We start from the raw sequence: 26,533 nt of genomic DNA, 5'->3' as shown, positions 1-26,533 counted from the left end.
ACCAGTTAGTCAAAAGCAGCGCCAATCTTGCCTTAAATTTATCACCCTCGCAATGTATCATGAATGGTTTGTGCCATTTCTATGCTAATACCGGGTACTTTCGCTAACTCGGCCACACTCGCCCCCTTCACTTCCTGTAAACCACCAAGATGTTGCAATAGCGCCTTGCGCCGCTTAGGACCAATCCCAGGAATCGACTCGAGCGTCGAGGTGTTACGGGTTTTCTGGCGACGATTGCGATGGCCAGTAATAGCAAAGCGGTGGGACTCATCGCGAATATGTTGAATAAGGTGCAGCGCTGGCGAGTCATCTTCGAGGGAAAAGCTACTTTCAGTGTCGCCAAAGATTAAGGTTTCAAGCCCGGGTTTACGGCTCTCCCCCTTTGCCACCCCAATCAGTTGCGGCGCTTTATCTAAATTGACAAATTTCTCATCAACAATTTGCTGGGCGATACGTAGCTGGCCCAAGCCACCGTCGATAAATAAGATGTCAGGAATTTTGCCGCTGGCATCGATTTTATCAAATCGACGACTAATGGCTTGTTTCATCGCGGCATAATCATCGCCGGGCGTAATGCCTTCGATATTGTAGCGGCGGTATTCGGCTTTATGTGGCCCCTCGCGGTTAAACACCACGCAGGAGGCTACCGTGCTCTCCCCCATGGTATGGCTGATATCGAAACACTCCATCCGCTGGATTGGCGCATTGAGTTCGAGGATCTCCTCCAGCAAGACAAAACGCTGTTCAACGGTGTTTTTATGGGACAGACGCGTCATCACCGCATTGGTGGCATTGGTCAGCGCAAGGCGCAAAAAGCTTGCCCTATCGGCGCGCACATTGGTTTTGATGCTGAACTTTTTGTTTAACGCCTCAGAGACGGCCGCTTCTAACTCATGCAATTCTTCAAAGTGATGGCTTATCACCACTTCCTTAGGAATGGTGCGTTGAATATCGGCATTTAAATAAAACTGTAATAGGAAGGAACGTAAGACTTCTTCGATATCCGTTTGCGCAGGCACCGTTGGATAATAGCTGCGGCTACCAAAAATTTTACCTTCGCGGATAAATAGCAAGTGAAAACAGGCAATGCCCGAGGCGTAATGCACACCGATAACATCCATATCCCCAGTATTACCTGAGACTTCTTGCTGCTCGGCCACGCGGCGCAGCGCCATAATTTGATCGCGAAAACGCGCGGCTTGCTCATAGGCTTGCTGCTCGGCAGCCTCTTCCATCTTAGCCACGAGTTCACTGATGACTTGCTTGTCTTTCCCTTTTAAGAACAGACTCGCCAGTTTAACTTGCTCATCATACTCCGCATTACTGACCTTACCGACGCAAGGTGCACTGCAACGGGATAACTGGTACTGCAGGCAGGGGCGAGTGCGAGATTTATAATAGAGATCATCACACTGGCGGATAGGAAACAGCTTTTGCATCAAGTGTAAACTTTCACGCACCGCGCCGCCATTAGGATAAGGCCCAAAGTAATAGCCCTTCTCCCGCTGCGGCCCGCGATGGTATGCGAGGCGTGGATGCTCGTGCTGACTCAAGAAAATATAAGGGTATGACTTATCGTCCCGCAGTAACACATTGTATTTGGGCATGTACTGCTTGATATAGTCATTCTCAAGCAGCAGCGCATCGGTCTCGCTGTGGGTCAACGTCACATCGATATGATGGATATGGGACACCAGCGCTTGGGTTTTCACATTTCCAAGGTTTTTACGGAAATAGGAAGATAAGCGCTTCTTAAGATCTTTGGCTTTACCCACATAGATGACGTCACCATTGACATCATACATGCGATAAACCCCAGCAGAGGATGAAACCGTGCGTAAAAAACTCTGGGCGTTAAAACCTGTCGACATCGTTATACACCCACTCTTTTACTCACGGTCTTCAACACAACTTGATATATCGTCTTCACACTCACAACTAACACTTAATTCATGTTAGAAACATTGACACAAGCGGCCATTAGAAATGGCCAGCGTCTAACATTTTATAGCGGATCGCTAAACGAGTCAGCTCCACATCACCACTGATCCCTAGTTTGGCAAACAAGCGGTAACGATAACTGTTAACGGTTTTTGGGCTTAAGTTGAGCTGCTCAGAAATATCATTGACCTTTTCACCATTGGTGATCATCAACATAATTTGCAGCTCACGCTCGGACAAGGCTTTAAACGGATTCTCATCGGCGGGATTGAATTGGCTCAATGCCATTTGTTGGGCAATTTCTGGAGATAAATAACGCTGACCACGGGAAACCTGACGTATCGCTTGCAGTACTTCGGGAGGTGTCGCCCCTTTGGTTAAATAACCGGACGCGCCCGCCTGCATCACTTTGCTGGGGAAAGGATCTTCAGTATGCACAGTTAACACAATAATCTTGGCATGGGGCTGATAACGTAAAATTTTACGCGTGGCTTCAAGCCCCCCCATCCCAGGCATATTCATGTCCATTAAGATGACATCGGCTTCATTTTGTCTCGCCCACTGTACCGCGGTTTCGCCATCTGGCGCTTCTCCCACGACTTTGATCCCACGTTCATCTTCTAAGATGCGGCGGATCCCAGTTCTTACAAGCTCATGGTCGTCAACTAAATATATCGATATCAACTTTTATCCACCTTTAACCAATGTCGACTAACACAGTGTAGTCAAATCAGAATACCGCAACCGGAATATAGGTTATCAGGGTAATTTAGCCCAACAATGGCATTTCGCAAAGCATAAAATGAATATTGTTAACTAGATGATATTTAAAGGAACAACGGACTCATTAACCCAGTTTAAATTCTGCGCTTAGGGCGCTGCTGGTTTCGGTATTCACGGCAAATGGCCAAGAGTGTGCTCAACGCCGCAAGTTTTAAACACAATAGAATGGAAGGCCAAAATGCAAAGAGCCGCGAATTGTTTAGCAGTCTTGTATAACATTAGATGGAGAAGCAGCGCTTAGCATGAGGAACCCGAGGGTTCAAATGCCAAAAACAAAAAAGCCACCATTGCTGATGGTTTATCTGTGGAATATTGCGGAGGGGCTGTGCTTCGAATAAGGAACCCTGGGATTCAAATTCCGCAAACAAAAAAGCCATCATTGCTGATGGCTTTTCCGTAGAATATGGCGGAGGAGCAGGGATTTGAACCCTGGGTGGGCTATAAACCCACGCCGGTTTTCAAGACCGGTGCATTAAACCACTCTGCCACCCCTCCGAACGAGCGAGATAATAGCTATCTCCCCTCGGGTTGTAAACCTAAATTTATTATTAATTGAATTGATTGGCGATTTGATATGCAGCCGTCGATAAAACCATCGAATAACGTCTAATCTTCACCCAAAATCCCTTGTATTCACACTTAAGGTGGCGCTTATGGCCACTTAGGCACAAACACGCTGCGCTCAATACACACGCCCCTTTAACCCATTTAACTCAACAATCCCTTAAAGTAGCCACTTTATATAGCCGTAATAAAGGCTCGATATAAAGTCACTCAAATCAAAGCGTACTAAAGGCATATGAAGGCAAATTGGCGATGCAAGTGCCCGTACTAATAAGTAGTTAAGAATATGGGAAGAAACTCGCGAGGCAAATACAAGTTTGCTTAAGTAAATGAGAGTTAACTTATTTCAGGACTAGACAAACACTTAGTTGGTCGAGCTAACTCTGCTCAGTGACGGTTAAATGCATTATAGGAAAGTGACAAAGTTCGAATTCTATAAACAAAAAATCCATCATAGCTGATGGCATTTCGCGGAATATAACGTAGGGGCTGTGCTTCGAATAAGGAACCCTGGGATTCAAATTCCGCAAACAAAAAAGCCATCATTGCTGATGGCTTTTCCGTAGAATATGGCGGAGGAGCAGGGATTTGAACCCTGGGTGGGCTATAAACCCACGCCGGTTTTCAAGACCGGTGCATTAAACCACTCTGCCACCCCTCCGAATGGCGCAAATGATATAAGCATCACCGGTGCTTGTAAACAGCAATTTTTCAATATTGTGTTAAATGCTCATCTTATGTTCACCAAGATGTTTTTTCAGGCAAACAGCCGACAAATTTTCAGCAATATCTGAGTAAACCAACGCAAAAACACCTATACAGTAAGAGACTTGCCGTCTTGGTATGGTAAAATCGCAGTAACTTTTTATGGTAAATGCTTATATGAATTCACTCTTGATACCATCATCCTCACTCGCGCCTGAATTTAACCTTCCTACCCTGCCGCAATCGGCCACAGGGTTAAAAGCCCTTCTTTTAGGGCAAGAACGTGTATTGGATGCCTTTAAGTTACATAACGCCATTGCCGATCAACAGCTCTACCTCGCCGATTTTCCTGGCATCGACCGACAATTAATCATGCAAGCCCTAATGGAAACCGTAGAGCCATTATCGGCAGCATATCTAGTCGCGACGAGACCAGTGGAAAAAGCGATTCAATTCCATTGGCAATATGACGCACCACTAGACAGTCAAGGCGCCATCGCCGAGAAAAATGTCAGTTACCGTTACCTGAGTGGCAATATCCGCCGTGCCGATCTACTTGGCCGTATGGTGCAATCTGGCAGCATTAGTAAATATCAACCGGGTGCACTCGCCCAGTGTCACTATGTGTTTATTTGCGCCGAATCACTGTGGAAGCGCGAAAGTTTATGGGATTTGGTGATGCAAATCTTGACGCAAAAAGAGTATCAGATAAGCAGTCACCTCAGCCCAGTTCCGCTAAATTGTAAAATTATTCTGATTGGCGCAGGCTTAATCTACAGCCAAATCCGCTCTGAAGACTGGCAATTTCAGCGCCATTTTAGCTTGCTTGCTGAGCTGGCAAGTGAACTCGATCTGACACGCTTTAAAGAAATGCAATATGCCAGTTGGTTACAAGCCGTAGCGCAGAGCGTTAATGTCGGCCTAGAGCAATCAAGCCTTGCGCCACTATTTAGATACAGCGCAAGGTTAACTGAACATCAACGCCGTTTAAGTCTGTCTATGCTCGATTTTGCCCAATTAATAGCTCAGGCTAAGGTTTATCGCGGCAAAGCCACAATCAATGCCGCCAGTGTTGAGCGCGCACTTGAACAAGCCAACTACCGTCATAACAGCTCTGAGGAATTCTCTGGGCAAAGTTTTGATGACAATTTCATAAATCTGCCAACTGAAGGCGCTATGGTAGGTCAGATCAATGGCCTGACAGTTATCGATGCGATTGACCATAGCTACGGCGAACCCGCGCGGATCACTGCAACCGTGCATTATGGTGATGGAGAAGTGGCCGACATTGAAAGAAAGTCGGAACTAGGCGGTAATATCCACGCCAAAGGCATGATGATCCTTTCTGCCTGTTTGTATCGTATTTTTGGTCGCGATGCACCGTTACACCTTAATGCCAACATTGTATTCGAGCAGTCTTATCAAGAGATCGATGGCGATAGCGCCTCGCTCGCAGAATATTGCTGTTTGATGTCGGCCATTGCCGAGCAGCCGATTATCCAGTCGCTTGCAATTACCGGCGCCTTAGATCAATTCGGTAATGTGCAAGCTATTGGGGGGATTAATGAGAAAATTGAAGGCTTCTTTAATCTCTGTGAACGTCGCGGTCTCACCGGTGAACAGGGCGTCATTATGCCTAAGTCAAATGTGTTACAGCTGAATCTGCATCCCAAAGTCATTACAGCTGTAGGCAAAGGCTTATTCCATATCTATGCGATTGAGCATATGGACGAAGCAGTGGAGCTGCTGATGCAGATGCCCGCCGGAGTGGCCAATGAAGATAATGACTTCCCAGAAGATTCCTTATACGGCTTAGTGCAAGAACGGCTCGATAAGCTGGCTGGAAATGGCGAAGAGGAGATTGGCCTAATAACGAGGTTACTCGCAAAACTGGGATTATTTCGCCATTAATTAGCTGATCGGAGTTGTTTAGCTTACACGTGTTCGCTAATCTTGGCGGCTCTTATTGCTGGAGTAGTAAAACAATGAATAAAGCAAACAGTTTCAATAAAGAAGAACTCATCGCCTGCGGCCATGGGAAATTATTTGGTCCAAATTCCCCTCGCCTACCCGTAGACAACATGCTAATGATCGACAGGATCATTACCATTAACGATAACGGCGGTGAATTCGGCAAAGGTGAAATTGTTGCTGAACTCGATATTAATCCAGACTTATGGTTCTTTGGCTGCCACTTTATCAGCGACCCAGTTATGCCTGGCTGTTTAGGCTTAGATGCGATGTGGCAGTTAGTGGGTTTTTATCTCGGCTGGGAAGGCGCAGAGGGTAAAGGCCGCGCACTGGGCGTAGGTGAAGTGAAATTTACCGGACAAGTGTTACCCGGCGCGAAAAAAGTCACCTACAAGCTAAATATCAAGCGTACTATTCATCGCAAGTTAGTCATGGGTATTGCCGATGCCATCCTAGAAGTCGATGGTCGTCAAATCTATAGCGCGACCGATTTAAAAGTTGGCGTATTTAGCGACACTTCAACCTTCTAATCAGTGCTGAACCCTACACAACTCGATACAAAAATGCCCTCGTCTGAGGGCAATTATGCTGCATTACTCTGTCTGTTTTGGGCTATTTAATCCACGAGAAACACTCGTTATTTATTAAATAGCCCGTTAACTCGGCCATCCACACCTTCACGCCAACCACCTAACCACTGTGATCGCGAATCAAGATTTGCATAAGGACAAAGCTCTTTAGAGCGGCCCCCAATACCAGCCTGGAATCCTTTGGAAAAAGCTCTGTCTAAACGATCTCGTTTTTGTCTTTTCATGCAAGCGTCCTCTGTTCTACGTGATATAGAAGCAACAGCTTCATCCATAGAGATAGTGCTTTTCAGCGCCGAGATCAATCAAAAAATCGTTCATTTTATCGACTATTTATTAAACTATTGAGATCATGATTAAAAAAAATCGAGGCATTTTGCCTCGATTTTTTGAGTCTGAATTTAAGCTGAAAAATTAGCGAACGCGACGACGTAACCAGACCAAAGGTAAGGCCAATAACCAAGCTAGAGATGCGGCACCTTTACGTTCGTAATTGCCGGTATCAGTGCTGTCATCCACAGAACATGCTTCACCGTTTGTGGTTGGTTTTAACACGACCATACGTGGAATATAGGCTGTAACAGGCTCACCATTACCGCTCAGTTCAAACAGTGGCAGGCCATTTTCACCCACGATAACATTTCCATTAGCATCTAACTGATATGAAGGCTTACGGATAAAGGCGGTACCGACAATGGTTCCCTCTTCGTTAATACTCGCGGCTTCAACAACCAGAATATCACTATTGTAGCTAAGCACTTTACCTGAACCATCCGTGATTTCAACTTTATGACGAGCCCAATTTCCATCAGCTCCCTTTTCAAAACCCTTAGATTCACAGGTCAGCAAGTTATTAAGGTTACTGAACTCACCTGTTGACTTTTCATATAAGAAGCCCGCCTTTGGTCGCGGTTTTTCCTTATCGTAGGTAGTTTCAATATAGCCAACGACTTGACCTTTATTATTGATATCTTTGGGTTTGCTGGAAAGATCCGTTGTCGTCGCCGCAAAATCATTAGGGGTTACATAAGGCACTTCTGGTGTATTGATATCAAAGTAGAAGAACTTATCGCGTAAATATCCTTGGATATAGCTGCGATAGCTTCCCACGACAATACCACTGTCGTTTACATCGTAAGCAATTGAACTCGAAACAGAATCCCCCATAGGGATCCAATGGTATTGATAGTTGCCCTCAGCATCTTTGCTCCAATAGGCGGCATCTTGACGTAAGTTATCAGTATTACCGTTACGGTAAACATGCGAGCGTCCCGCCACCACACCGTCATTATTCACTCCCAGAGCTTGGGCAGTAAACGTCAGCGTATTATCACTAGCAGGGGTTAATCCTAAGGGTAAAGCGGTACCCGTTGCGGCGCCATTCTCCAGTTGCCATACATAGGCACGGGTTTGGTACTGAATATTGCGAGTACCTTGGGTATTGGGATATTGCTCACGCTGAATACACACATCTAACGGTAAAGTATTATCAGTACCTAAACAGTAAGCAACCCGATCGCCGCCATATTTACTGATATCAGTACTGGCATAACCAACAATTAAATTATTATTATTTACAGCCGTCGCCGCAGACCAACCGCCTAACTCAACGGTTTTATCATCTTTCACATACTGAGTATAAGGTGGCGGTAATGGGATTTCGCTATCGCCAACTTTTGCAACACCGCGATATTCGTAATCACGGTAATACCAGTAGTCGGTTGCGTCATCTGTCGTCGCGGTATTTTCCGTCTTCTTTTCAGGTGCAGTCATGCTGCCGACTTTTACGCCAGCATCGTTGATACCGTAGTAAAAAGTATCAACTGAGTTGACAACTGAAGTATCACTCGGTGGCGTAGTGCCATTAATACTGTCAAACGTTGGTAACCATGCACCAGCTGCACCATTTTGCGCGGCAATAAACGCAAAGTTATTAGCAACAATAGCTGCAGTAATGGAGTAAGTAATGGTTTCTTCAGGGGCGATACCATCTTCAACGTCGATAACCCCACCTTCCACATCGGATGTACTGAGTTTTTTCTTACCTTTAGCGATACCGACTAACTCATCGTTGGCATTCACGCCTAAGGCATAACCATTACGAGTGCCTTCGAGCGTGCCTTGCAAATCATAATTGTCAATATTAACAATTTCATAGACGGGTGCAGCATGGGCACTGTGTAATACGCCAAGGACACCTAAGGCAACCAAGGAGAGGGCTTTATCCAACTTTGACTTCATTAATTCTATTCCCATTTTTATTATTGGTTTACTTCAGTGACTCAAGCTCTTCCCATCGCTCGAAGCAAACTTCCAATTGCTTTTCTTTATCCGCCAACAAGTTCAATACCAAATTGATTTTATCCTGTGTTTGGCTATAAAAATCTGGGCTTGCCACTGTGGTTTGCAATTCGAGGATTTCTGCCTCTAATGTTTCCATCAACTCAGGCATGGCCTCTAATTCACGCTGTAACTTATAGGACAGTTTTTTCGCGGCTTTGGCGGGCTCGGCCACTTTTACCTCAGCGGTTTTTACTGTCGCAGGAGCTTCGACCGTGTTTGGTTGACTAGGTTCCTCAGAATAAAACTTTGCCCCTTGGTCAATTGCGTCTTGATAACCACCAACATACTCGCTCCAATGCCCATTACCCGCATACCACCAGCTGCTGGTGACAGTGTTATCGATAAAGGCCCTATCATGGCTCACAAGCAACAGTGTGCCTTGATACTCAGTCAGCAGCGACTCTAGCAATTCTAGGGTCTCAATATCAAGATCGTTTGTCGGTTCGTCGAGGATAATCAGGTTAGCCGGACGAATAAGTAACTTAGCCAGTAATAAACGGTTTTTCTCACCACCCGATAATGCCTTTACTGGCGTACGGGCGCGCATCGGCGAAAATAGGAAATCCTGCAAATAACTTAAGATATGGCGGTCTTGACCATTAATGGTGATGGTCTTTTTACCCTCACCTACGTTGTCTTCAACGGTTTGCTCAGGATCCAGCGCCTCACGGTATTGGTCGAAATAGGCAATCTCTAACTTAGTACCGACTTTCACCTCACCCGATTGGGGTTGTAACTTCTCTATCAACAGCTTGATAAGGGTCGATTTACCACAACCGTTTGGACCGATAAGCGCAATACGATCGCCTCGAAGTACCGTGGTATTAAAGTTCTTAACCAGATTTTTATCGGGCAGATTGTAGTTTAAGTCCTTCACATCGAAGACTAACTTACCCGAACGCTCGGTATCGGCCACCGCCATCTTGGCATTGCCCTGACGATTCAAGCGCTCACTGCGTTCTTGACGCAGCGCCTTGAGTGCACGCACGCGGCCTTCGTTACGGGTACGACGGGCCTTAACGCCTTGGCGGATCCAGACTTCTTCTTCGGCTAATCGCTTATCGAATAAGGCGTTTTTCTCGGCTTCAACCCTTAACCATTCTTGCTTACCATCGAGGTAAGCTTGGTAATTGCCAGGCCATGAGGTCACCACGCCACGGTCTAAATCGACGATGCGGGTCGCCATGCGGGCAATAAAGCCCCTGTCGTGGCTGATAAACACAATAGCACCTTGGAAATCCAGCAGGAATTTTTCCAGCCATTCGATGGTATCGATATCTAAGTGGTTAGTCGGTTCATCGAGCAGCAATAAATCCGGCCCACTCACGAGGGCACGGGCAAGCGCCACTTTACGCTGCCAACCACCGGATAATTCACTTAAGGATTTATCGGGATCGAGACCTAATAACTCACAATTTTGTTTGATGCGCGAGTCAAGCTGCCAACCGTTGTGATGATCCAACGTTTCCTGCAGCTTTTGCATTTGATTAAGCATGCGCTCCATCAGCTCAGGTTCGGCATAAGCCACATCGTGGGACAGTTGATGGTATTGCTCTAACGCTTCACCGACTTCCTTTAAGCCCGCAGCGATATAAGAGTAAACCGAGCCCTGCTCCGCCTTTGGTGGATCTTGTTGCAAACGGCTAACGGTGACGCTGCCATCGATGTTGAATTCCCCTTCATCGAGCAGCACATCGCCGGATAAAATCTTCAATAGACTCGACTTGCCCGCACCGTTGCGGCCAACAATACACACTCGCTCGCCGCGCTCGATAGTGAAATCGGCATTTTGCAGCAGCGGAGTATAACCATAGGCTAACGAGCCATTATTGATACGAACCAGACTCAAACTAAGCTCCTAAAAATTCTTGTAATTGGGTAGCGTCAAAGGGCCAAAAGAGGCAACGCTCATCCGCGGCCTTCACCACGGGAATACACACGCCATAACGTTCAGCTAAGGCTTCATCATCGCAAATATCGATGGCCGTATAAGTCACCTCGGCGGCATGAAGCAATGTCGCTGCAAGTTCACATAAGTGACAGCCTTCGGTGTGGTACAGCACGTAGCTCTCAGGCAATACATTATGCATGGGTGATAAGCCAAGTATTATGGATATGGGGATTGCGCTTGTAATCCATGGGTAAAGTCACATCATCGATGTTTTCCACCTTGATGTTCATCTTGGTCAAGGTGTCGGTGTCCATCTTAAACTTGCGTTTGTTGTTGGAGAACACTATCTCCCCGTTTGGACTTAACAGCTTGATAAGCATGCCTAGTAAATTCACATGGTCACGTTGCACATCGAAGGAATCTTCCATCCGCTTGGAGTTAGAGAAGGTCGGCGGATCGATAAAAATCAAATCGTATTGCGCGGATTTCTCGAGCGCACTATCGCGGATCCATTGCAAACAATCGGCCTGCACAAACTCATACTGTTTGCCACTGAGATCATTTAGCGCAAAGTTTTCCTTCGCCCACGCAAGATAAGTGTTTGACATATCAACCGTCGTGACCGACTTAGCGCCACCTAATGCGGCATGCACAGAGGCAGAACCTGTGTAAGAGAACAGGTTCAATACACGGCGTCCTTTCGATTTTTGTCCCACTAAACGGCGGGTTAATCTGTGGTCGAGGAACAACCCAGTATCCAAATAGCCCGTCAGATTCAGCTTAAACTTAGCGCCATATTCGGTGGTGATAAGCTCAAGCTTACGCCCATCGAGCTTTTGATATTGATTGGTGCCCTTTTGACGTTCACGGGTCTTCATGGTGATCTTGTGCGGTTCGACCCCAATCGCAGCAGGTAGCGCCAAGAGCACATCGCTTAAACGACGTTTTGTCACGGCCTCAGGAATACTGGCCGGCGCCATATATTCCTGCACCACGATATGGTCTAAGTAGCGGTCGACCGCTACGTTATATTCGGGAATATCGGCATCATATAAACGGTAGCTGTCGATACCTTCTTTTTTCGCCCACTTTTCTAATTGCTTGGCATTTTTCTTAATACGATTCGCAAATGCTGGCGCGATATCGGCAATGTCCACCCCTTCTGGCAGTACAGGTGTATCACGACGAGTGCTTTGCGCGTGCAAGGTATACAGGTTAAAGGCACACTCCAGCGCACCGTTAAACATCTTCATCTGCTTATCGGCTTTGAGTTTCAGTGCCGAAATCAGCTCGATATCGCTACAGAGCATAGCCACTTTCCAGCCGCCAAACTCCTTTTTAAACTTGTCGCCTAATTGGTAATACAGCTGTAATAATTCAGACACACTGCCTAAACGCTCACCGTAGGGAGGGTTAGTAATCAAGTAACCTTCGGCGGCGGGCGGCTCGACATTGAGCACATTAGCGACTTTAAAGTCAATCAAATCAAGTACACCGGCGTTTTGTGCATTACGTTTTGCCAACGCCACTAAGCGCGAATCGATATCCGAGCCGTAGAACTTCACTTCGCAGCGTTTTACACCTAAAGATGCACGCGCCTTGGCCTCTTCTAAAATTTCTTGCCATGTGGCTTTATCGTGGCGGCGCCAATGCTCAAAACCAAAACGGCTGCGCTGCAACCCTGGTGCAATATCTGCAGCCATTAATGCGGCCTCAATTAGTACAGTACCGCTACCGCAGAAAGGATCGAGTAAGGTGGTTGGCGCGGCTTTCCAGCCACTGCGTACCAACATGTTAGCGGCGAGGTTTTCTTTTAACGGGGCTTCACCCGTCGTAGAGCGATAACCGCGTTGATGCAAAGAAGGTCCCGAGAAGTTCATCGCAATGGTGAGCACCCCATTACGGAAATGGGCATCGATTTTAATGTCGGCATCGATACGGGCGACGTTTGGACGGGCATCACCGTCATCACGGAAACGGTCAACAATCGCATCTTTAATCTTTAACGCACCAAACTGGGTGTTGTTGATAAAACCGCCAGTGCCGTGAAAATCGATACTAAAGGTGTTGCGATTGGAGAAATGAGCTGACCAATCAATACAATAAGCTGCGTTATATAATTGCTCCGCCGACTCACAGGGGCCCTTATAGATCACCAACACGATACGGCTGGCCAAACGCGTCCACAGGGTAATACGGTAGGCTAAGGCAAGCGGCGCGGTAAAATAGACACCGGCAACACTCTCTTTAATCTCAGTCGTACCAAATTCTGTCAGTTCTTGGGCTAAGCTATATTCAAAGCCCTTAGGGGCGGCAGCAAAAAAATTAAGCATGGGATAATCAATACGCAGTCAAAATCAAAGCGACATTATACCTGTGAAGCGACATAAAAGATAAACAGTTATTAGCCGAAACTCGATTTAGTCAGACAGTTAGCACGCTTTTATCCATCTCTTAACATGCCATAGCGTTCAGATTGTCCGAAATTCCCCCATTACGATTTATATTTAAGCACTCGTCCATTTTTTTGAAATTCCTCCTTGCAATGCCACTGCGCTGCCGTTATAGTTCGCCCCGCTTTAGAGACGGACGCGGGATGGAGCAGCTTGGTAGCTCGTCGGGCTCATAACCCGAAGGTCGTTGGTTCAAATCCAGCTCCCGCAACCAATTTAAAGCCAAGGTGATGATATTCAAAAAGATATCCAATCTTGTAAATCATCAATATCGGACGCGGGATGGAGCAGCTTGGTAGCTCGTCGGGCTCATAACCCGAAGGTCGTTGGTTCAAATCCAGCTCCCGCAACCAATTGATGGATAAAAAATAGAAGTAATAATCGGACGCGGGATGGAGCAGCTTGGTAGCTCGTCGGGCTCATAACCCGAAGGTCGTTGGTTCAAATCCAGCTCCCGCAACCAATTATCGACTTACTATAAGTAGGCCAGCATTAAGCTGGTTTTTTTGTGTCTAAAATTCATATAGAAAAATGACCATAGCGCGCTCGTCGGGCTCAGCCCCTTATAAACAGCGGGCGAAGGTTGTTGGTTTAAATCCAGCTCCCGCAACCAATTATCGACTTAATATCATTAGGCCAGCATTAAGTTGGTTTTTTTATGCCTAAAATTCACTGCTTGTGCCCCTTATTTGTTTCAATCAGTTGTAACTACTCGCGCGTCGGGCTCAAACAGCGGGCGAAGGTTGTTGGTTTAAATCCCTTCCAAGTAACCAGCAGTCAACTCACACAGGTTACTTATCTTTTCCCCCCCCCCTGTTTGGCTTTATATATCTCATTTCCAAAAGCGCCGGCAATTGTCATCAAGCCTAATTAACGCCACGATTTCAGTCATAAATGCCAACAGAGTCGTTTGCCGCCTAATGCGCATTTCTGCTATGATCCATCGCTGACTAATCATAATTCCACAAATTGACAGATAATCAGCACTTAGCTTTTATCTTGCGATAACAACCCATCGCCTGCAGGTACAAATATGATTAACCACTTTAGTGTGCTCGGTATTAAACCTAGCGCCAAAGAAGACGACATTAAAAAAGCCTATCGCCGGCTCTCAAACAAATACCATCCCGATAAGTTGTTAGGTGCCTCTGATGAAGAAAAAGAGCAAGCATCACAACAACTTGAGCGCGTTAAAAAAGCTTATGAGGTGCTCTCAGATCCCAAGCTTAGAAATGCGTTTATCCGAGACTTCAATAATGTGATCGTGACCGATCCCAATGGCGCCATGCGCGAATTATGGGATCAGTTTTACCCTTAAGCGGTTTTTTCCAGTGCAACACTGGGAGTGCCAAATTAATGAGCTTAGTTTGCCAAGCCCCTTAATTTGGACCTTTTATTGCAACACGATTTATTTAAGAAGCTGTTTGTTTGATAGCTTTTATTTTGAGACATGCCCATGGCCAAAAAACTGAATATCTCACGCATTAATGAGCTTAAGACCAATGCCTATGACAATATCGAGTCCTATGATGACCCGGATACCCCCAAGGCACTGGAACAATTTACCAGTCAAATCAAAAAAGTATTACAGGCTGATCCTAAAATGCTCGAGTCGGTGCCCGAGTACCTGCCTGTAGCACTCTATGGCCGAGTCAAATTTCCAAGTGATGCCAAGCTCAAGTGGGCTCACTGGATAAACACCGCAACGCAGCCCGAATGGGATGAGTTCAAGGTCACTATTGGCTTTAACAATGCCGATTTACCCTTAGTGTTGGCGGTACGCGCCTATTCAGAAGATTTGCTGATTGAAAGCTGCGCCGTACTCTATTTACTGGAAAACCAAGGCAAAAGTGCGCCAGCCCCTAAACGTAGCGCTGACGATGATTTTGAAGACGAAGACAGTGATTACGCCGATTATTCCGATGACGACGATGATGACGGCGAAGAGGAAGATGGCTATTACGATCAGTACGATGATGAGGACCGCTAATGAACACTAGTCTCATTGAAATAACCGTTGCCGAGATTAAAGAGCTCGCCGATGTCGAGCCAAAACAGGCCAGTAAACGTTTCGAACTCATCGCCACCACAATGAACGATGAGCAATTAGTCGAAGTTATTGAAAAAATGGATATTGTGACCCTGACGCAAATCAACAGTCACCACGATATATCCTGCCCGTCAATTATGTCGGAGCTGATGACCCCAGAGCAAATTCGCGACATCGTCTGTCAGCAACCTTTGTATTGGGAAGAAAAAATCAAGAATAATGCAGAAGAACTCATTCAGCATACCTTTGATTTTTTGACTTATTTAATTCGCATCCAAGACAGCGAAGAAAAACAAACTGCCATTTTAGAGTGTATTGCCGAAGATCCCGCTGGCCTCTTCTATCTGTCTATCCCCTTTATCGAGATGATGCTGGGCGAGCGCCACGACGATGAAGACCACTTCAACGATTATTATGATGATGAAGAAGATACCGACACCGTCGGCTATGACAGCCGTGTCGCCAGTGAAGAAGCCCATAGCTTAAGCCTCGATGACCCGCGTAGTCTGATGGCGTTAATCCATGAGCTGGCGCCCGATGTAGAAAAAGCCATTAAAAACCTGCTGCGTAACGAAAGCTCTGGCTGGGAAATGATCATTAACAAGTTCGTCAATGAACTGGTTATCCAAGCAAAAGAGAAAAACCAAGTCACGGACGAATACGCAGAAGTGGATGATATGTTTAGCTTTTTAGATTAAGGATCCCTAGATGCAACTGGTACTGCGTGATTTAGACCAAGGCCCATACCTGAGCAAGGTGTTGGCTAAAGGCCAAGCAGACGACACCCTTAGCGGTGAGCAGCTCGCACAAATCAAATCTAAAGCCATTTTGATGAGCCTCAAATTGGCGGATAAGTTCTACAACAAGTACAAGATGCACTTACTGGAACAGGCGGCGCACGATGTGATTGGCGTCGTCAGTCTCGGATTAATGGAACTGTCTGATCAGGATCAACAGCAAGCAGTGCGTTTATTGCTCACCGCCGATGGCGTGGTCAAATGCTTCCAAAAGGGTTGGAGCATGCTCAGCGTCGTCAGCAAACATAAGCTGGTGAATGGTAAGTCGCTCTATGGTGACGTGGATAAATTCCTGCTGGAACAAGTCTCTACGCCACCTGACGCCGAAGAGTGGCTGGGCTATGAGGCCTACCAGGACGCATTGGCCGAACACCAACGTCAGCAATCGATTGCGGCGCTAATGGCACAGTTTTATGCCCAAACCAGCTACGATCCTTTGGATTTCTTAAATCTGGAGAGCGTATTGGCCGAAGCGGTGCTGTATCGAATGTTGTTTGATAATGCCAAAGTCAGACAAGATTTGAAAAAGCGCATTGCCAAAATCAGCTTGCAGGACGAATGGTTTAGCCTCGAGTATATCGAGCAGCAAACCCAACAAGCCTTGGCGGAGCTTCCCGCGGAGCTGACCGAGACTATCGGTAAAGATTTGGGTAAAAACTTTGCACCAGCATTGCTGCGTACGCTGCATTTCGCGAAAAGCTATCGCGAACTGCTGCTTAGCGACGCCTCCCCTGAGCGTTTAGAAAGATTCGAGCATAAAGAAGGACTCGTCGGTCTACTCGGCTGGCCGCTTTATATCGTGCTTTAATCCTTAGCGGGGCGCTAATCAATTAACGCCCCAATTTCTTATCTGTCGTCTGAATTTGCTTACGCTTCCTTTATCATCTCTCCACCAGCTGCAATACAAAATACTGGCATAGCCGCATCGCTGCGAAGATAGCCCCAAATCCGGATCCCTTGAGCTTCTTTACTGTAGGAGAGCCGATACTTGTGCAGTTGCGCCTCGATGTAATCAGTAAAATCCGTAGTTTTTTCCGGTAGTAATCTGCCGCGGTGTTCTCTTTTGAGCGGATCAATCTCAAGCCACTCAATCCTATCGCAAATTGCGAGTAACTCGTCCCACCACACTGGCGTAAAACCAGGGTTTGGCCCCTCATCCTCTAGCAGCTTATAACGCACATGGGGCACAAACTCAGGTGCCTCATGGAGTGCCTGCTCAAGCTTACGCCATTTAGTCAGGTTCATCACTGAGGTTAATTGATGTTGATTGAGATATGCCAAGGTGTATGCATTCATTGCGATGAGTGTACTCCCTGTGAGTAAAAATCCATAAGTGGCGTCATCTTAGCTTAACCGAGGATGTACTTACAGCGACTTAGCTTGAATTTCAAGCACGCTATAGTCCGTTAATATAGTCAATTAAGTAAGTGAATCAAAGTAAAAAGCCTGCAACAGCAGGCTTTTGATATTTAAAGAAAGAGGCTAACGCTTAACGGTATGTCAGTGTTGTCGTATCCGTTAATTTATCATTGTCTTTCACAGTTAACTCGACTGTATGCTCTCCACGACGAGCCTGACGAAACACTACGGGACCACTGGCGCGAGTGCCGTTGTCAAACTTCCATTTGTGCTGCTTGATAACACCGTCGGTGTCATAGCTAGTCGAAATAAACATGTCGACCAACCATAGATTGATGCGCTGAATTTGAGCAACGGGTGGTTTCTTCACATTTTCAACCACCACTGACACCATTTGCGAGCTGCTATGGCTTAAGCCGTCATTATCGGTCACAGTTAACGTCACAAGATAATCACCAGTTTGCGCATAGGTGTGGGATACGGCCTCTCCCATGGCTTGAGTGTTGTCACCAAAGTCCCACTGAGTAGAAACGATTTGGCCATCGCTATCTGTTGAAATAGAGGTAAATTGTACACTCGCACCATTCACAACCTGAGTGAAGCTGGCTTCAGGGGCGACTTTTTCAGCTTCAAGGAGAAGTGAAATCACCACAGGATCATGATCCGATGAGCGATAAGCATCACTGGCGTATAGGTCTTGCACCTGCGCAGGGGTTTTAAATTCTTCGTTGTAATCTAACACGCGTGGCTCATCGGTATTGATATGCCACTCAGTCACATCCACGACTTTATCCACTAACGCAGCATTCGCGAGCGCGTGGTCTAACTGGCCCGATTCGCCCGAGAATACATAGGAATAAGGATTGGCTTTTTCGAGTTTTGCGAACAGCTCGCTAAAGCCTGCGTTAGCCAATGCGCTTAGCGGATCTTCCTTGGCGTAAGAGTTTAAGTCGCCAATCAGCAGTACGCCTTGCTCTGGATATTCCGCCGCAAGCCACTGCCCAGCCGCCGTTGCTGCGCGTGTACGGGTAATATTGCAGTTACCTTGGCCATCGTTTACGTCTGGATCGCCAGCACACTCACTGCCCTTAGATTTCAAGTGATTAACTGCAACCACCACGCTCTCTTCACTGCCATTAAGCACGAAGGCTTGCGTCAACATAGGACGGTTCTTGCTGTCGTCGAATAGCGGCTGCGCGGCATCATCTAAGGGAGAGTTAGCGCTTGATAAAATACGCGCATCCCCCTGAGGGCTAACCTTATCACTGCGGTAGATTAAACCAACGGTAATCGCATCTGTACCAATTGCGCTTAAGTTAGTGCCATTAACCTTTGGAATAACATAGGCATAGCGATTTTCACCCACGGCGGCATTGAGGCCCGCCACGAGATCGGCAATTGCCGAGTTTGAACCAAAGCCATCGTTCTCGATTTCCATCAGACCAAACACATCAGCACTGATCCCCACCATGGCGCTGACAATCTTCGCTTTTTGACGCTCAAACTCACTCAGGGTATTGGCACCGCGCGCAGTAGGGAAACCGCCGCCCTGTCCATCGCCATTAAAGTAGTTCAGTACGTTAAAGCTAGCGACTTTCAGGTTGCCGCCTTCGGCAAGCACTGGCGATTGTGGACGCGGATTTTCTGCCACAAAATTAACTGGCTCAGTCGGCATAATGCGATAAAGATTAAAGCCATAGTGCATAACACCAGTAAGGCTTGTGGCTTTATCACCCACACGCACAGTGTTCGATGCGCTTAAACCTGGCGCAGGGAAAATCACAGGATCAGGGTTCTGCGCCGTTAAGCCATCGTCGAGTAAAATACTGTCTTTGAGATTAGCAGCCGTGACGGCCAAGGCATCGGCGCCTGGGGCGGCGACTTGCGTCCCAATAAAGTGACGGCTACTACCGAGTGAAATTTCACCATAGCGACCTAAGTTGTAGACTTCGTTCACGACCAGATCTTGGCTAAAGCGTACGCGCATGCCTTCAAAGGGTTCAAAGTCATCGCTCGAATTCACAGGCAAGGTCACCACGGCGGCTGTCGGTAGGGTTTGTCCTGCTGCACAAAGTTTATGATCGGCAACGGTAGTCAGTTCCGTTAAACCTTGATATTCAGTGACTTTAGCCTTTAAGCGTACACGATCGCCCGCCACGTAACCCGTAGGCGCATTACCGGTATAAACAAACACCCCTTCCGAGGTTTGTGGATCGTTATCAGCTTCGTTGTCGGCCATTTGTACGAAGATGCCCTTGAGGCCAGCTTCTTGATTACTCACCACTATGGCCTCAACCACTAAGGTTTGTCCGTTTAATGGACTGACATTAGTCGAACCTTGCAGGGCATGGATAGGCGTTGAGGCTTCACCACAGGCTAATGAACTCGGCGGCGGCTCAACAGGATCGGTTGGAGTACCCGCGCTGAACTTACCCAAATCAGAGATATCGTCTTTAGCAAAACCCAACCAAGTATTAAAGCTGACAGCATCATCAATAATAGGATCGGCGATTAACTGATCGGGATTGCGGCGCAGGGTATTGTCCTGTGTCGATAAATCACCACTGCCCCATTCACTGCCGGGATCGACACCCACTTGGCCCAAACTATCAATCACTTGGTCTTGATAGGTCAGCACAATGGCATCATCACCATTGAAAAAACTCGCGCTGCTTTGTTGATTCGTCACCGCCAGAATATCGGCCGATGCGTCGTTATCAGCGACAACATAAGTTGCCCCTGCCGCTAAGGTGCCATTCAGGGCGATAGTCGTGCCCACATTTGTGCTGCCATTAAAATAGAAGCGCAATTGATACTGGCTTAAGTCGATGCTGTTGGCGGTTGGGTTGTACAGCTCAATGGCTTTGTTATTGCCGCTGCCTTCAACATATTCAGAAATAATCAGATTATCGGCAGCATGAGCAACGCCACAGATGCTACTGATGGCTAACGCCAACAGCGTTTTGTTATTAAACATAATGACCCCTAAAAGTATCTTTTATATTGATATTTGAGTTTATGATTGACCATTTCACGAAGCATTCAGCTTCGAAAACTGACGATACTATAGGGAATAAAGGTTACAAATTAGTTGCACCAAAGTTGCAACTTAAGATGGATATTTAGACAAAAATTTAGCAGTTTGAACTAGGAAAAACAGATAAAGATGGCGAGCATGGCTCACCATCTTCGGTTTCCTGTTATAGCGGCTGCAACTGCGCATCGAGTAGGCTGACTAACAACAATTCTCCCCGAGCGCTAACTCTAAACTCACCATACTTTGCTTGGCTGAAGTGGTCGGCTTGGCCCTCTTCAAAGAAAAAACTATTTGAAGCCAGCTTTACTCTATGATTACGTAGGCGAAAATCCACGGTGAGTTGATCGGCGGCTTTGGGCTGGTCACGGTAAATACCGACAAAGTGCGCCACCTTTTGCGAGTCGAGCGTCAATAACAGTTGTCCCTGCGTCATTCCTTCAGGCAACGCGGCGCGCACCTCCTGCGCAATGGCATACTCCAAGGCCATATAATCCCCCTGCATAATCGAGCGAGGGTCCACTGGCGCTAAGGCAAAACGTACTACTTGGCCATCCTGTAATAACTGTTCAAACTGGGCGATTCGCCAGTTGATGCTTATCAGCAGTGCCGCGGCGGTAAACACCGCTAAGACTAAGGCACGCTTATGATAACGGCTTAATGCTAAGGTCGCTTTATCCATTATGCTTGCTCCTTTGGTACAACAGGTACTTGCGTGATGGGGAAAAAGCGCCACATAAGTAGCCTCGCGACAAGAAGCACTCCGCCTAATCCCATCAAATACAGAGATTTAAGCATCAAGGTCGTCTCTAGGGAATAATAATAGCCCGCCGCAAACACCAGCCCAGAGGCAATCCCCATCCCCTTAAGCCACGCTTCGTGTCCGTAGTGCCCTAACAATATGAGTAGCACAGCCGTAGATAAGCCCTGCATAGGCAAAGACAGTGCACTAATAAGCACTAACCCTAAAAACGCGAACAATATGGCGGGATGAGTGAATGGGAACTGCCATTGTTTACACAGACTCAGAAGTAAAAAGCTACAGATGGCAAACACGACCAGTAAATGAAGCGCGGTTATACCCGACTGCCAACCCACGGCATACAACTGCGAAAACTCCCTATCCAGACTAAACACATACATAAGTTGAATGGTGAGCAGATTTGCACTCGTGGCAAAAATCCACATTCTCGCCCGTTGATAGTGGTGCCCAGTGTGGTGAAGATTGAATAGCATAATGCTTGATAGCAATAGCCACAGCGTCGGCGTTAACGATAAGAGATGCCACTCGGCCAACAAGCCGGTGACACAGACGCTACAGCCAAATGCAAATACCCACTGGGCCACAGCGTGCTTGATAATCCCCCAAAGCAGTAAAAACAATGCCGCCATGCATAGATACCAAGCCTGATTGAAGGTATCGCCGAGTAAATCAAACAGTCCCCAAGCCAAGGCAAGCGTGCCGCTTAAACAAGAGGCAAAGGCAAACTGCTGCAAGAAGTGCTGTTGGCGCCCACCCCAATATAAGGCAAGCCCTAAACCTAAATAACTGCCACCAATAAAAAGTGCTGTACCGCCTTCGAATCGCCCCAATAGGCTATCAAAAAGTGACACCATAAAACCTAGTAAAAACCAAGCGGCGATCCAAGCCGCTCCAGCTTGCATCAAGGCGATATACCAGGGCATATCTTGGGATTCGGGTAATTCAGCGGAGTTTACTGCGCCCTGAGCATACAAACTATCCCACAGGGTTTGTGCTGCAGATACGCCACTTGCGGGACTGAACTCATGATTCAATTTACTCATGGTGTAATCCCTCACTCGCGCAGACGTTTTGCATTAAATCAACACTGAATTGCCTATGTAACCGCCTCAGTACCGAACTCAGACCTGTGCTCGCCAAAATGATGTAGAGCCCGATAAATAAAAAGCCGCCTATAGGGTCAGTATCGTGAAACAGTAGCTCTGTTAGCAACGCCGCACCGACGGTGATCAAACTAAAGCCACCCAATGCCAAAGGATAAACCTGCAATCGCTTGTACCTGAACCACCAGAATCCAAACAATAAATGAACAATGTAACCAGCCCACACACCCACAAGCAGAGGCTTAGCATCGCTCGGCTCGAAAATCATCCAGCACACAAGTAAGGTAAAACACGCCATGGCTGCAAGGGAAGTTGAATACTGTACCAGCGGCGCATGCCAGCGTTTGCTTGTGCTGCCGAGAAATACAAAACCGTAATACAGCGTCAGATTTATCACGGCGAAGATAAATAACCACTGCTGTTCATCTAACCAGTACGAAGTGGTATCAACATAAAGCCCAAGGCTTAAATTAACCAGCCCCACCAGTAGTAACCATAGGCCATCAAAGCCTGCCACCCAAGCAAAGGGAAGAATCGCAAGCGCCCATATGGCGAATAACTGCCAAGGATCTGCGCCAGTTTGATAGGTTTGCCCGACCAGCGCTAACAATCCTCCCACCAACAGGCTCACCACTAGCAGCGCGGCATTGGCAAGGGTTGCACCAAATAATGATTGAGCTGGGTCAACGAGCCGCTTCGATGCACTTCGATAATACAACCAAATAAAGCTGACAAGGCTAATCAATAGCGCTGCTTCAATCAGCGCAAACTTGCTCATTCGCTCGAGTGACTGCCAGTTGAAGGCAAAAAAGAAAATCACACCGCAGGCAAAGCTTAACGCCCCAGCCCATTGTAAAAGCTGAGCCAATAGGCTGCGCCAACGGACGGCGTTGGGCGGCACGGATAACTGTCGAAACAGATCGTTTGCCTGGGTGGACGTGATGTGTCCCTGTTCCAACCATTCATAGACTTGTGAGGTAAGATTACGCAATCTCAAAGCTCCCTAAGCAACATCCACTACACAAAAATACGCATTTAACTCACTTCAGTGCAATAATTAATTGTATTAACTTGTCTCACATAAAGATAAGCTTAAGTCTTAAAGACCAATGGGAGAATCTATGCGGCTAGCCATAATAATAAATTTACTATTTTGCCTAGTAATCCATTTTTCAGGTATTGCCATGGCCAATACACTCTCAGCGGTTCAGTTAAAATCGATCATTCGTGTTGGTGGCTACCAATTTGCTCCCTACGTTAATTTAAAGGAAGACGGACGTTATACTGGCTTAACACTCGATCTTATCAATGCGTTAAATCAAATTCAGCAAGAAATCAGTTTTGAGTTTGTATCTACGAGTATTGAGTACCGATATAAAGCCTATGAAGCAGGTCGATTTGAGATGATCATGTTTGAAAACCCCCATTGGGGCTGGGAAAAATTCGATACCGCCTTTATTCCTTTGCACATTCATGATGGCGAGATCTTTATCGCTTTGAAAGAAAAAGCAAAAGACCCTGAATTTTTTGAACAGCTTAAAGATAAAACACTGGCACTCGTTAAAGGTTACCACTATCGTTTTGCCCACTTTGAAACCGATCCGGTAAAACTTGAAAATGAATTTAAGGTCGTTTTTGTTAATAGTAATAAAGCATCGATTGAAACCATACTTCGAAAGCGGGCAGAAGTTGCACCAGTCACCATTTCCTATCTTAATTATTACCTAGCAACAAATCCCCACGAACAACAACGATTATTTGTGTCAAATCAATGGGACCAACATTACTATCATGGGATCTTATTAAATCCAAATTCGCAGCTAAGCCCTGAAAAACTCAATCTTTGGTTAAATCAACTGCAGCAAAATGGCAAGCTACAAGAGTTAGTTCGTCAGTACGGCCTAGAACTAGTGATTGAACACTCTGCCAACTCTAAACATGTTCACTGAAAAACCATAGGCGCACTAAATAAATGCGCCTAATAGAGAACATAGTGAGATCAATAAAAATATCATTCCCAACAGGTACAAACGCAGCTTGTTATTAGGTGGGCTCAAGATTGCAATGTAGCAGTGCCATATGGCGAAAATACCATAGTTAAGTCCGATAAAAAGCAGTAAACCGTAGCTGTACATACTGGAAACAACTCCAAATGCACAAGCGAATAAACATAAGCAAGATGTGACAAAAAAACCAATTTGGCATAGAAATAAGCTACGCAATGTTTGCTTATGCGACTCATCAATATTGTTCGCTTTGAAGGAATCGCTAATTTGCTTTTTGCCAGACAAAAAATAATTCACGCTTATCGCTAAGCTCAACATTGCCGCAAGATGAATGCTAATCGGCATACTGTCCTCCTTCAAACTGTGTTCACTAATTCATTTAACCCCATATTCTTAACTAAGACCCGGTTTGACCCGTCTACATTTCGATTTGTAGCAATGAATTTATACCAATCGTATTAAATGAAGAATCACGGAATGTAACCGTAAAAATAGTAAAGGAGCCATTCGGCTCCTTTACTATTAAAATCAATTATCAATGATGGCAATGCTCATCGTGAACATGGTCGTCATCCATAAACTCATCATCACCTTCTTGGTGTTGCATCACGCCCCATCCATCGGTCATGCCGCCAAACTCGGCCGCAAAATCATTGAGAATGGTTTCTTGCTCAACCAAGTCATCGTAGTCCGGCACCATGTTGATGCATACGATGATTTCCCACTTGCCAAGTTCATCGTTAAGGTTCAGCTCAACTTCGCCTTCTAAATCGGAGTTGGCTAACTCTTCGAGTGCAGATTCAGCATCACGCTGATCATCGAAAACTAAAAAGAAATCAACATCTAGGGCTTTAGTGAGGTCAATTCCGGCTTCGGCCATCGCAGCCAGCATTTTGCCATTATCGTCGTCTGGAAATTGCATATCCTACTCCACAGTATCTGGCTTATTCAGCCGCAATGATTTGAACCGATTGACCATTAAAGCTGACGATGTCACCCGCAACAACTTTTTTACGTTTGCGCGTTTCCACTTCGCCATTGACGGTAACCAAACCTTCATCAATAACATGCTTTGCTTCGCCACCGGCATTCGACATGCCTTGTACCTTTAATACTTTGTACAATTCAATAAAATCTTCGCCAGGATACAAAGCTAACTGATTAATTTGCGCCACTTAAACACGCCTCAAAAAATAAACCTGCGGCATTATAGCAGCATGTCCCATGGGATGCAGATAATTTAACTTATCTTTGCCTTTCATCGGCGAGCAGCCCATAGGCACATTCATCCTGCCACTCATCGCCTATCTTAAAATGCTGCCGAAACAGGCCTTCGAGTTGAAAGCCACATTTCTCCATCACCCGAGCCGAACCGATGTTGTCTTTGGCGCAGTGCCCAACCAATTTATGGACTGACAAACTCAAACAGGCCCAATCAACAACCGCCTGTAAACTCTCAGTGGCATACCCTTTACCTTGCCCCGCGTGCGCCAGCAAATAACCGACCTCGGCACGTTGCTCCTCCACACTATGGCAATGAAGCCCGGTTAAACCGATAAACTCACCGCAATCAAGGGTTTCAATTACCAGCGTGAGCCAATCGCCAGAGGCATAGTCCCAGGTGGCTGAGCGCTGCTCAAACTTTTGCCTGATCACTTCGGGAGCTTCAGGAATACGCACATAGCGATTGATGTCAGCATCTTGGTGTAATGCCAAGAAATGTGGCCAATCCTGCTCTTGTAAACTGCGAAGTCTTAATCTGTCGGTATAGAGTTCAAGCATAGCGGCTCCCCAATGGATGGACGAACTAAAAAAAATGGCAGCCAAACGCTGCCATTTTCTCGGCAAAGAGACGATTAACCGCGGCTGGTCACTTCAAGTAAGTGGTAACCAAACTGGGTTTTAACTGGACCTTGAACCACGTTTAAAGGCGCACTGAATACCACTTCATCAAATTCACGCACCATCATCCCTGGGCCGAATGAACCTAATTCGCCACCTTGAGCACCCGATGGGCATGAGGAATGGGCGCGGGCGATTTGCGCAAAATCGGCACCATCGAGGATCTGTTGTTTAAGTGCTTGGCACTGCTCTTCGCTGCTCACTAACAAATGTCTTGCTGTAGCCTGAACCATGGTAAAACTCCCTGAATAATCCTGAGACATTTGCCCCAAATATCATAT

Annotated in this window: 24 protein-coding genes and 5 tRNA genes; 10 read left to right on the top strand and 19 right to left on the bottom strand. The window is 46.4% G+C overall.

Annotated elements, in window-relative coordinates; all coding sequences use genetic code 11:
* Positions 1-41 precede the first annotated feature (41 nt).
* From uvrC to EYR25_RS12460, 4 genes are all read right to left on the bottom strand, one after another.
* Positions 42-1,871, bottom strand: a complete 1,830-nt coding sequence (gene uvrC, locus EYR25_RS12475) for an excinuclease ABC subunit UvrC (protein ID WP_133180429.1) — start codon at positions 1,869-1,871, stop codon at positions 42-44.
* A 109-nt stretch (positions 1,872-1,980) separates the two neighbouring features.
* Complete coding sequence (gene uvrY / locus EYR25_RS12470) at positions 1,981-2,625, bottom strand: UvrY/SirA/GacA family response regulator transcription factor (RefSeq protein ID WP_011622328.1); 645 nt, start codon at positions 2,623-2,625, stop codon at positions 1,981-1,983.
* Positions 2,626-3,128: 503 nt separating this feature from the next.
* A tRNA-Ser gene (locus EYR25_RS12465) sits at positions 3,129-3,219 on the bottom strand.
* A gap of 639 nt (positions 3,220-3,858) precedes the next feature.
* Positions 3,859-3,949, bottom strand: a tRNA-Ser gene (locus tag EYR25_RS12460).
* Positions 3,950-4,170: 221 nt separating this feature from the next.
* Here EYR25_RS12460 and EYR25_RS12455 point away from each other — a divergent pair.
* Positions 4,171-5,904 (top strand): AAA family ATPase, encoded by a 1,734-nt coding sequence (locus EYR25_RS12455; protein WP_039977350.1) that lies wholly within the window; start codon positions 4,171-4,173, stop codon positions 5,902-5,904.
* Positions 5,905-5,978: 74 nt separating this feature from the next.
* The gene (fabA, locus tag EYR25_RS12450; protein ID WP_011622326.1) at positions 5,979-6,494 is read left to right on the top strand and encodes a bifunctional 3-hydroxydecanoyl-ACP dehydratase/trans-2-decenoyl-ACP isomerase; all 516 of its coding nucleotides are present in this window, start codon (positions 5,979-5,981) and stop codon (positions 6,492-6,494) included.
* Between the two features lie 107 nt (positions 6,495-6,601).
* Here fabA and rmf read toward each other — a convergent pair whose 3' ends face one another.
* From rmf to rlmKL, 5 genes are all read right to left on the bottom strand, one after another.
* Positions 6,602-6,778, bottom strand: a complete 177-nt coding sequence (gene rmf, locus EYR25_RS12445; protein ID WP_011071969.1) for a ribosome modulation factor — start codon at positions 6,776-6,778, stop codon at positions 6,602-6,604.
* Positions 6,779-6,965: 187 nt separating this feature from the next.
* The gene (locus tag EYR25_RS12440; protein ID WP_133180427.1) at positions 6,966-8,792 is read right to left on the bottom strand and encodes a DUF3466 family protein; all 1,827 of its coding nucleotides are present in this window, start codon (positions 8,790-8,792) and stop codon (positions 6,966-6,968) included.
* Between the two features lie 28 nt (positions 8,793-8,820).
* A complete protein-coding gene (locus EYR25_RS12435; RefSeq protein WP_133180424.1) occupies positions 8,821-10,743 on the bottom strand; it encodes an ABC transporter ATP-binding protein in 1,923 nt (640 codons plus the stop codon).
* A gap of 1 nt (position 10,744) precedes the next feature.
* Complete coding sequence (locus EYR25_RS12430; protein ID WP_133180422.1) at positions 10,745-10,984, bottom strand: glutaredoxin family protein; 240 nt, start codon at positions 10,982-10,984, stop codon at positions 10,745-10,747.
* Positions 10,977-13,118 (bottom strand): bifunctional 23S rRNA (guanine(2069)-N(7))-methyltransferase RlmK/23S rRNA (guanine(2445)-N(2))-methyltransferase RlmL, encoded by a 2,142-nt coding sequence (gene rlmKL, locus EYR25_RS12425; protein WP_133180420.1) that lies wholly within the window; start codon positions 13,116-13,118, stop codon positions 10,977-10,979. The genes EYR25_RS12430 and rlmKL overlap by 8 nt, the downstream gene beginning before the upstream one ends.
* Before the next feature lie 257 nt (positions 13,119-13,375).
* On the opposite strand from rlmKL, the gene EYR25_RS12420 reads away from it, so the two are divergent.
* From EYR25_RS12420 to atcC, 7 genes are all read left to right on the top strand, one after another.
* A tRNA-Met gene (locus tag EYR25_RS12420) sits at positions 13,376-13,452 on the top strand.
* 62 nt (positions 13,453-13,514) lie between these two features.
* Positions 13,515-13,591 (top strand) — tRNA-Met (locus tag EYR25_RS12415).
* Between the two features lie 33 nt (positions 13,592-13,624).
* A tRNA-Met gene (locus tag EYR25_RS12410) sits at positions 13,625-13,701 on the top strand.
* A gap of 570 nt (positions 13,702-14,271) precedes the next feature.
* Positions 14,272-14,556 carry a cold adaptation protein ActJcold adaptation protein ActJ gene (atcJ, locus tag EYR25_RS12405; protein ID WP_011622321.1) on the top strand — a complete coding sequence of 95 codons (285 nt, stop codon included), beginning with the start codon at positions 14,272-14,274 and terminating at the stop codon, positions 14,554-14,556.
* Between the two features lie 138 nt (positions 14,557-14,694).
* A complete protein-coding gene (gene atcA, locus EYR25_RS12400) occupies positions 14,695-15,228 on the top strand; it encodes a cold adaptation protein AtcA (protein WP_165953495.1) in 534 nt (177 codons plus the stop codon).
* Positions 15,228-15,986, top strand: coding sequence for a cold adaptation protein AtcB (gene atcB / locus EYR25_RS12395; RefSeq protein WP_023265328.1), 759 nt, complete (start codon positions 15,228-15,230; stop codon positions 15,984-15,986). The genes atcA and atcB overlap by 1 nt, the downstream gene beginning before the upstream one ends.
* 10 nt (positions 15,987-15,996) lie before the next feature.
* Positions 15,997-16,893, top strand: coding sequence for a cold adaptation protein AtcC (gene atcC / locus EYR25_RS12390; RefSeq protein WP_133180416.1), 897 nt, complete (start codon positions 15,997-15,999; stop codon positions 16,891-16,893).
* A 59-nt stretch (positions 16,894-16,952) separates the two neighbouring features.
* On the opposite strand, the gene EYR25_RS12385 is transcribed toward atcC, so the two are convergent.
* From EYR25_RS12385 to EYR25_RS12365, 5 genes are all read right to left on the bottom strand, one after another.
* Positions 16,953-17,381, bottom strand: a complete 429-nt coding sequence (locus EYR25_RS12385; protein WP_133180414.1) for a DUF6678 family protein — start codon at positions 17,379-17,381, stop codon at positions 16,953-16,955.
* Positions 17,382-17,574: 193 nt separating this feature from the next.
* Positions 17,575-20,421 carry an ExeM/NucH family extracellular endonuclease gene (locus tag EYR25_RS12380; protein WP_133180411.1) on the bottom strand — a complete coding sequence of 949 codons (2,847 nt, stop codon included), beginning with the start codon at positions 20,419-20,421 and terminating at the stop codon, positions 17,575-17,577.
* Between the two features lie 223 nt (positions 20,422-20,644).
* The gene (locus EYR25_RS12375; RefSeq protein ID WP_133180409.1) at positions 20,645-21,160 is read right to left on the bottom strand and encodes a GDYXXLXY domain-containing protein; all 516 of its coding nucleotides are present in this window, start codon (positions 21,158-21,160) and stop codon (positions 20,645-20,647) included.
* Positions 21,160-22,284 carry a DUF4401 domain-containing protein gene (locus EYR25_RS12370; RefSeq protein WP_133180407.1) on the bottom strand — a complete coding sequence of 375 codons (1,125 nt, stop codon included), beginning with the start codon at positions 22,282-22,284 and terminating at the stop codon, positions 21,160-21,162. The genes EYR25_RS12375 and EYR25_RS12370 overlap by 1 nt, the downstream gene beginning before the upstream one ends.
* Complete coding sequence (locus EYR25_RS12365) at positions 22,277-23,335, bottom strand: DUF2157 domain-containing protein (protein WP_133180405.1); 1,059 nt, start codon at positions 23,333-23,335, stop codon at positions 22,277-22,279. Before EYR25_RS12365 ends, EYR25_RS12370 begins: the two co-directional genes overlap by 8 nt.
* Before the next feature lie 130 nt (positions 23,336-23,465).
* Here EYR25_RS12365 and EYR25_RS12360 point away from each other — a divergent pair, with 130 nt between their 5' ends.
* Positions 23,466-24,293 carry a substrate-binding periplasmic protein gene (locus EYR25_RS12360; protein WP_133182850.1) on the top strand — a complete coding sequence of 276 codons (828 nt, stop codon included), beginning with the start codon at positions 23,466-23,468 and terminating at the stop codon, positions 24,291-24,293.
* A gap of 15 nt (positions 24,294-24,308) precedes the next feature.
* Here EYR25_RS12360 and EYR25_RS12355 read toward each other — a convergent pair whose 3' ends face one another.
* The 5 genes from EYR25_RS12355 to EYR25_RS12335 all read right to left on the bottom strand — a co-directional run bounded on the left by EYR25_RS12355 (position 24,309) and on the right by EYR25_RS12335 (position 26,485).
* Positions 24,309-24,695: a hypothetical protein gene (locus EYR25_RS12355; protein WP_133180403.1), complete on the bottom strand. Its 387-nt coding sequence runs from the start codon at positions 24,693-24,695 to the stop codon at positions 24,309-24,311.
* 190 nt (positions 24,696-24,885) lie between these two features.
* Positions 24,886-25,272, bottom strand: a complete 387-nt coding sequence (locus EYR25_RS12350) for a ribonuclease E inhibitor RraB (protein ID WP_011717512.1) — start codon at positions 25,270-25,272, stop codon at positions 24,886-24,888.
* A gap of 22 nt (positions 25,273-25,294) precedes the next feature.
* A complete protein-coding gene (locus EYR25_RS12345; RefSeq protein ID WP_023265319.1) occupies positions 25,295-25,525 on the bottom strand; it encodes an RNA-binding S4 domain-containing protein in 231 nt (76 codons plus the stop codon).
* A gap of 70 nt (positions 25,526-25,595) precedes the next feature.
* Positions 25,596-26,132, bottom strand: coding sequence for a GNAT family N-acetyltransferase (locus tag EYR25_RS12340; RefSeq protein ID WP_133180401.1), 537 nt, complete (start codon positions 26,130-26,132; stop codon positions 25,596-25,598).
* Positions 26,133-26,206: 74 nt separating this feature from the next.
* A complete protein-coding gene (locus EYR25_RS12335; RefSeq protein WP_011623210.1) occupies positions 26,207-26,485 on the bottom strand; it encodes a peptidylprolyl isomerase in 279 nt (92 codons plus the stop codon).
* Positions 26,486-26,533: the final 48 nt, after the last annotated feature.

Source organism: Shewanella decolorationis (genome assembly GCF_004354305.1).
GTDB classification, from domain to species: Bacteria; Pseudomonadota; Gammaproteobacteria; order Enterobacterales; family Shewanellaceae; genus Shewanella; species Shewanella decolorationis.
Note: the sequence above shows the minus strand (reverse complement) of the source record. Positions and strands in the feature narration are given on the sequence as shown.

Coding starts and splice junctions, on each gene's coding strand:
- atcC (WP_133180416.1), top strand. CDS start 15,997: ATGCAACTGGTACTGCGTGATTTAGACCAAGGCCCATACCTGAGCAAG.
- EYR25_RS12350 (WP_011717512.1), bottom strand. CDS start 25,272: ATGCAATTTCCAGACGACGATAATGGCAAAATGCTGGCTGCGATGGCC.
- EYR25_RS12355 (WP_133180403.1), bottom strand. CDS start 24,695: ATGCCGATTAGCATTCATCTTGCGGCAATGTTGAGCTTAGCGATAAGC.
- EYR25_RS12430 (WP_133180422.1), bottom strand. CDS start 10,984: ATGCATAATGTATTGCCTGAGAGCTACGTGCTGTACCACACCGAAGGC.
- EYR25_RS12455 (WP_039977350.1), top strand. CDS start 4,171: ATGAATTCACTCTTGATACCATCATCCTCACTCGCGCCTGAATTTAAC.
- EYR25_RS12440 (WP_133180427.1), bottom strand. CDS start 8,792: ATGAAGTCAAAGTTGGATAAAGCCCTCTCCTTGGTTGCCTTAGGTGTC.
- rlmKL (WP_133180420.1), bottom strand. CDS start 13,118: ATGCTTAATTTTTTTGCTGCCGCCCCTAAGGGCTTTGAATATAGCTTA.
- atcA (WP_165953495.1), top strand. CDS start 14,695: ATGGCCAAAAAACTGAATATCTCACGCATTAATGAGCTTAAGACCAAT.
- EYR25_RS12385 (WP_133180414.1), bottom strand. CDS start 17,381: ATGAATGCATACACCTTGGCATATCTCAATCAACATCAATTAACCTCA.
- fabA (WP_011622326.1), top strand. CDS start 5,979: ATGAATAAAGCAAACAGTTTCAATAAAGAAGAACTCATCGCCTGCGGC.
- EYR25_RS12375 (WP_133180409.1), bottom strand. CDS start 21,160: ATGGATAAAGCGACCTTAGCATTAAGCCGTTATCATAAGCGTGCCTTA.
- EYR25_RS12335 (WP_011623210.1), bottom strand. CDS start 26,485: ATGGTTCAGGCTACAGCAAGACATTTGTTAGTGAGCAGCGAAGAGCAG.
- uvrC (WP_133180429.1), bottom strand. CDS start 1,871: ATGTCGACAGGTTTTAACGCCCAGAGTTTTTTACGCACGGTTTCATCC.
- EYR25_RS12340 (WP_133180401.1), bottom strand. CDS start 26,132: ATGCTTGAACTCTATACCGACAGATTAAGACTTCGCAGTTTACAAGAG.
- EYR25_RS12370 (WP_133180407.1), bottom strand. CDS start 22,284: ATGAGTAAATTGAATCATGAGTTCAGTCCCGCAAGTGGCGTATCTGCA.
- EYR25_RS12380 (WP_133180411.1), bottom strand. CDS start 20,421: ATGTTTAATAACAAAACGCTGTTGGCGTTAGCCATCAGTAGCATCTGT.
- atcJ (WP_011622321.1), top strand. CDS start 14,272: ATGATTAACCACTTTAGTGTGCTCGGTATTAAACCTAGCGCCAAAGAA.
- EYR25_RS12360 (WP_133182850.1), top strand. CDS start 23,466: ATGCGGCTAGCCATAATAATAAATTTACTATTTTGCCTAGTAATCCAT.
- atcB (WP_023265328.1), top strand. CDS start 15,228: ATGAACACTAGTCTCATTGAAATAACCGTTGCCGAGATTAAAGAGCTC.
- rmf (WP_011071969.1), bottom strand. CDS start 6,778: ATGAAAAGACAAAAACGAGATCGTTTAGACAGAGCTTTTTCCAAAGGA.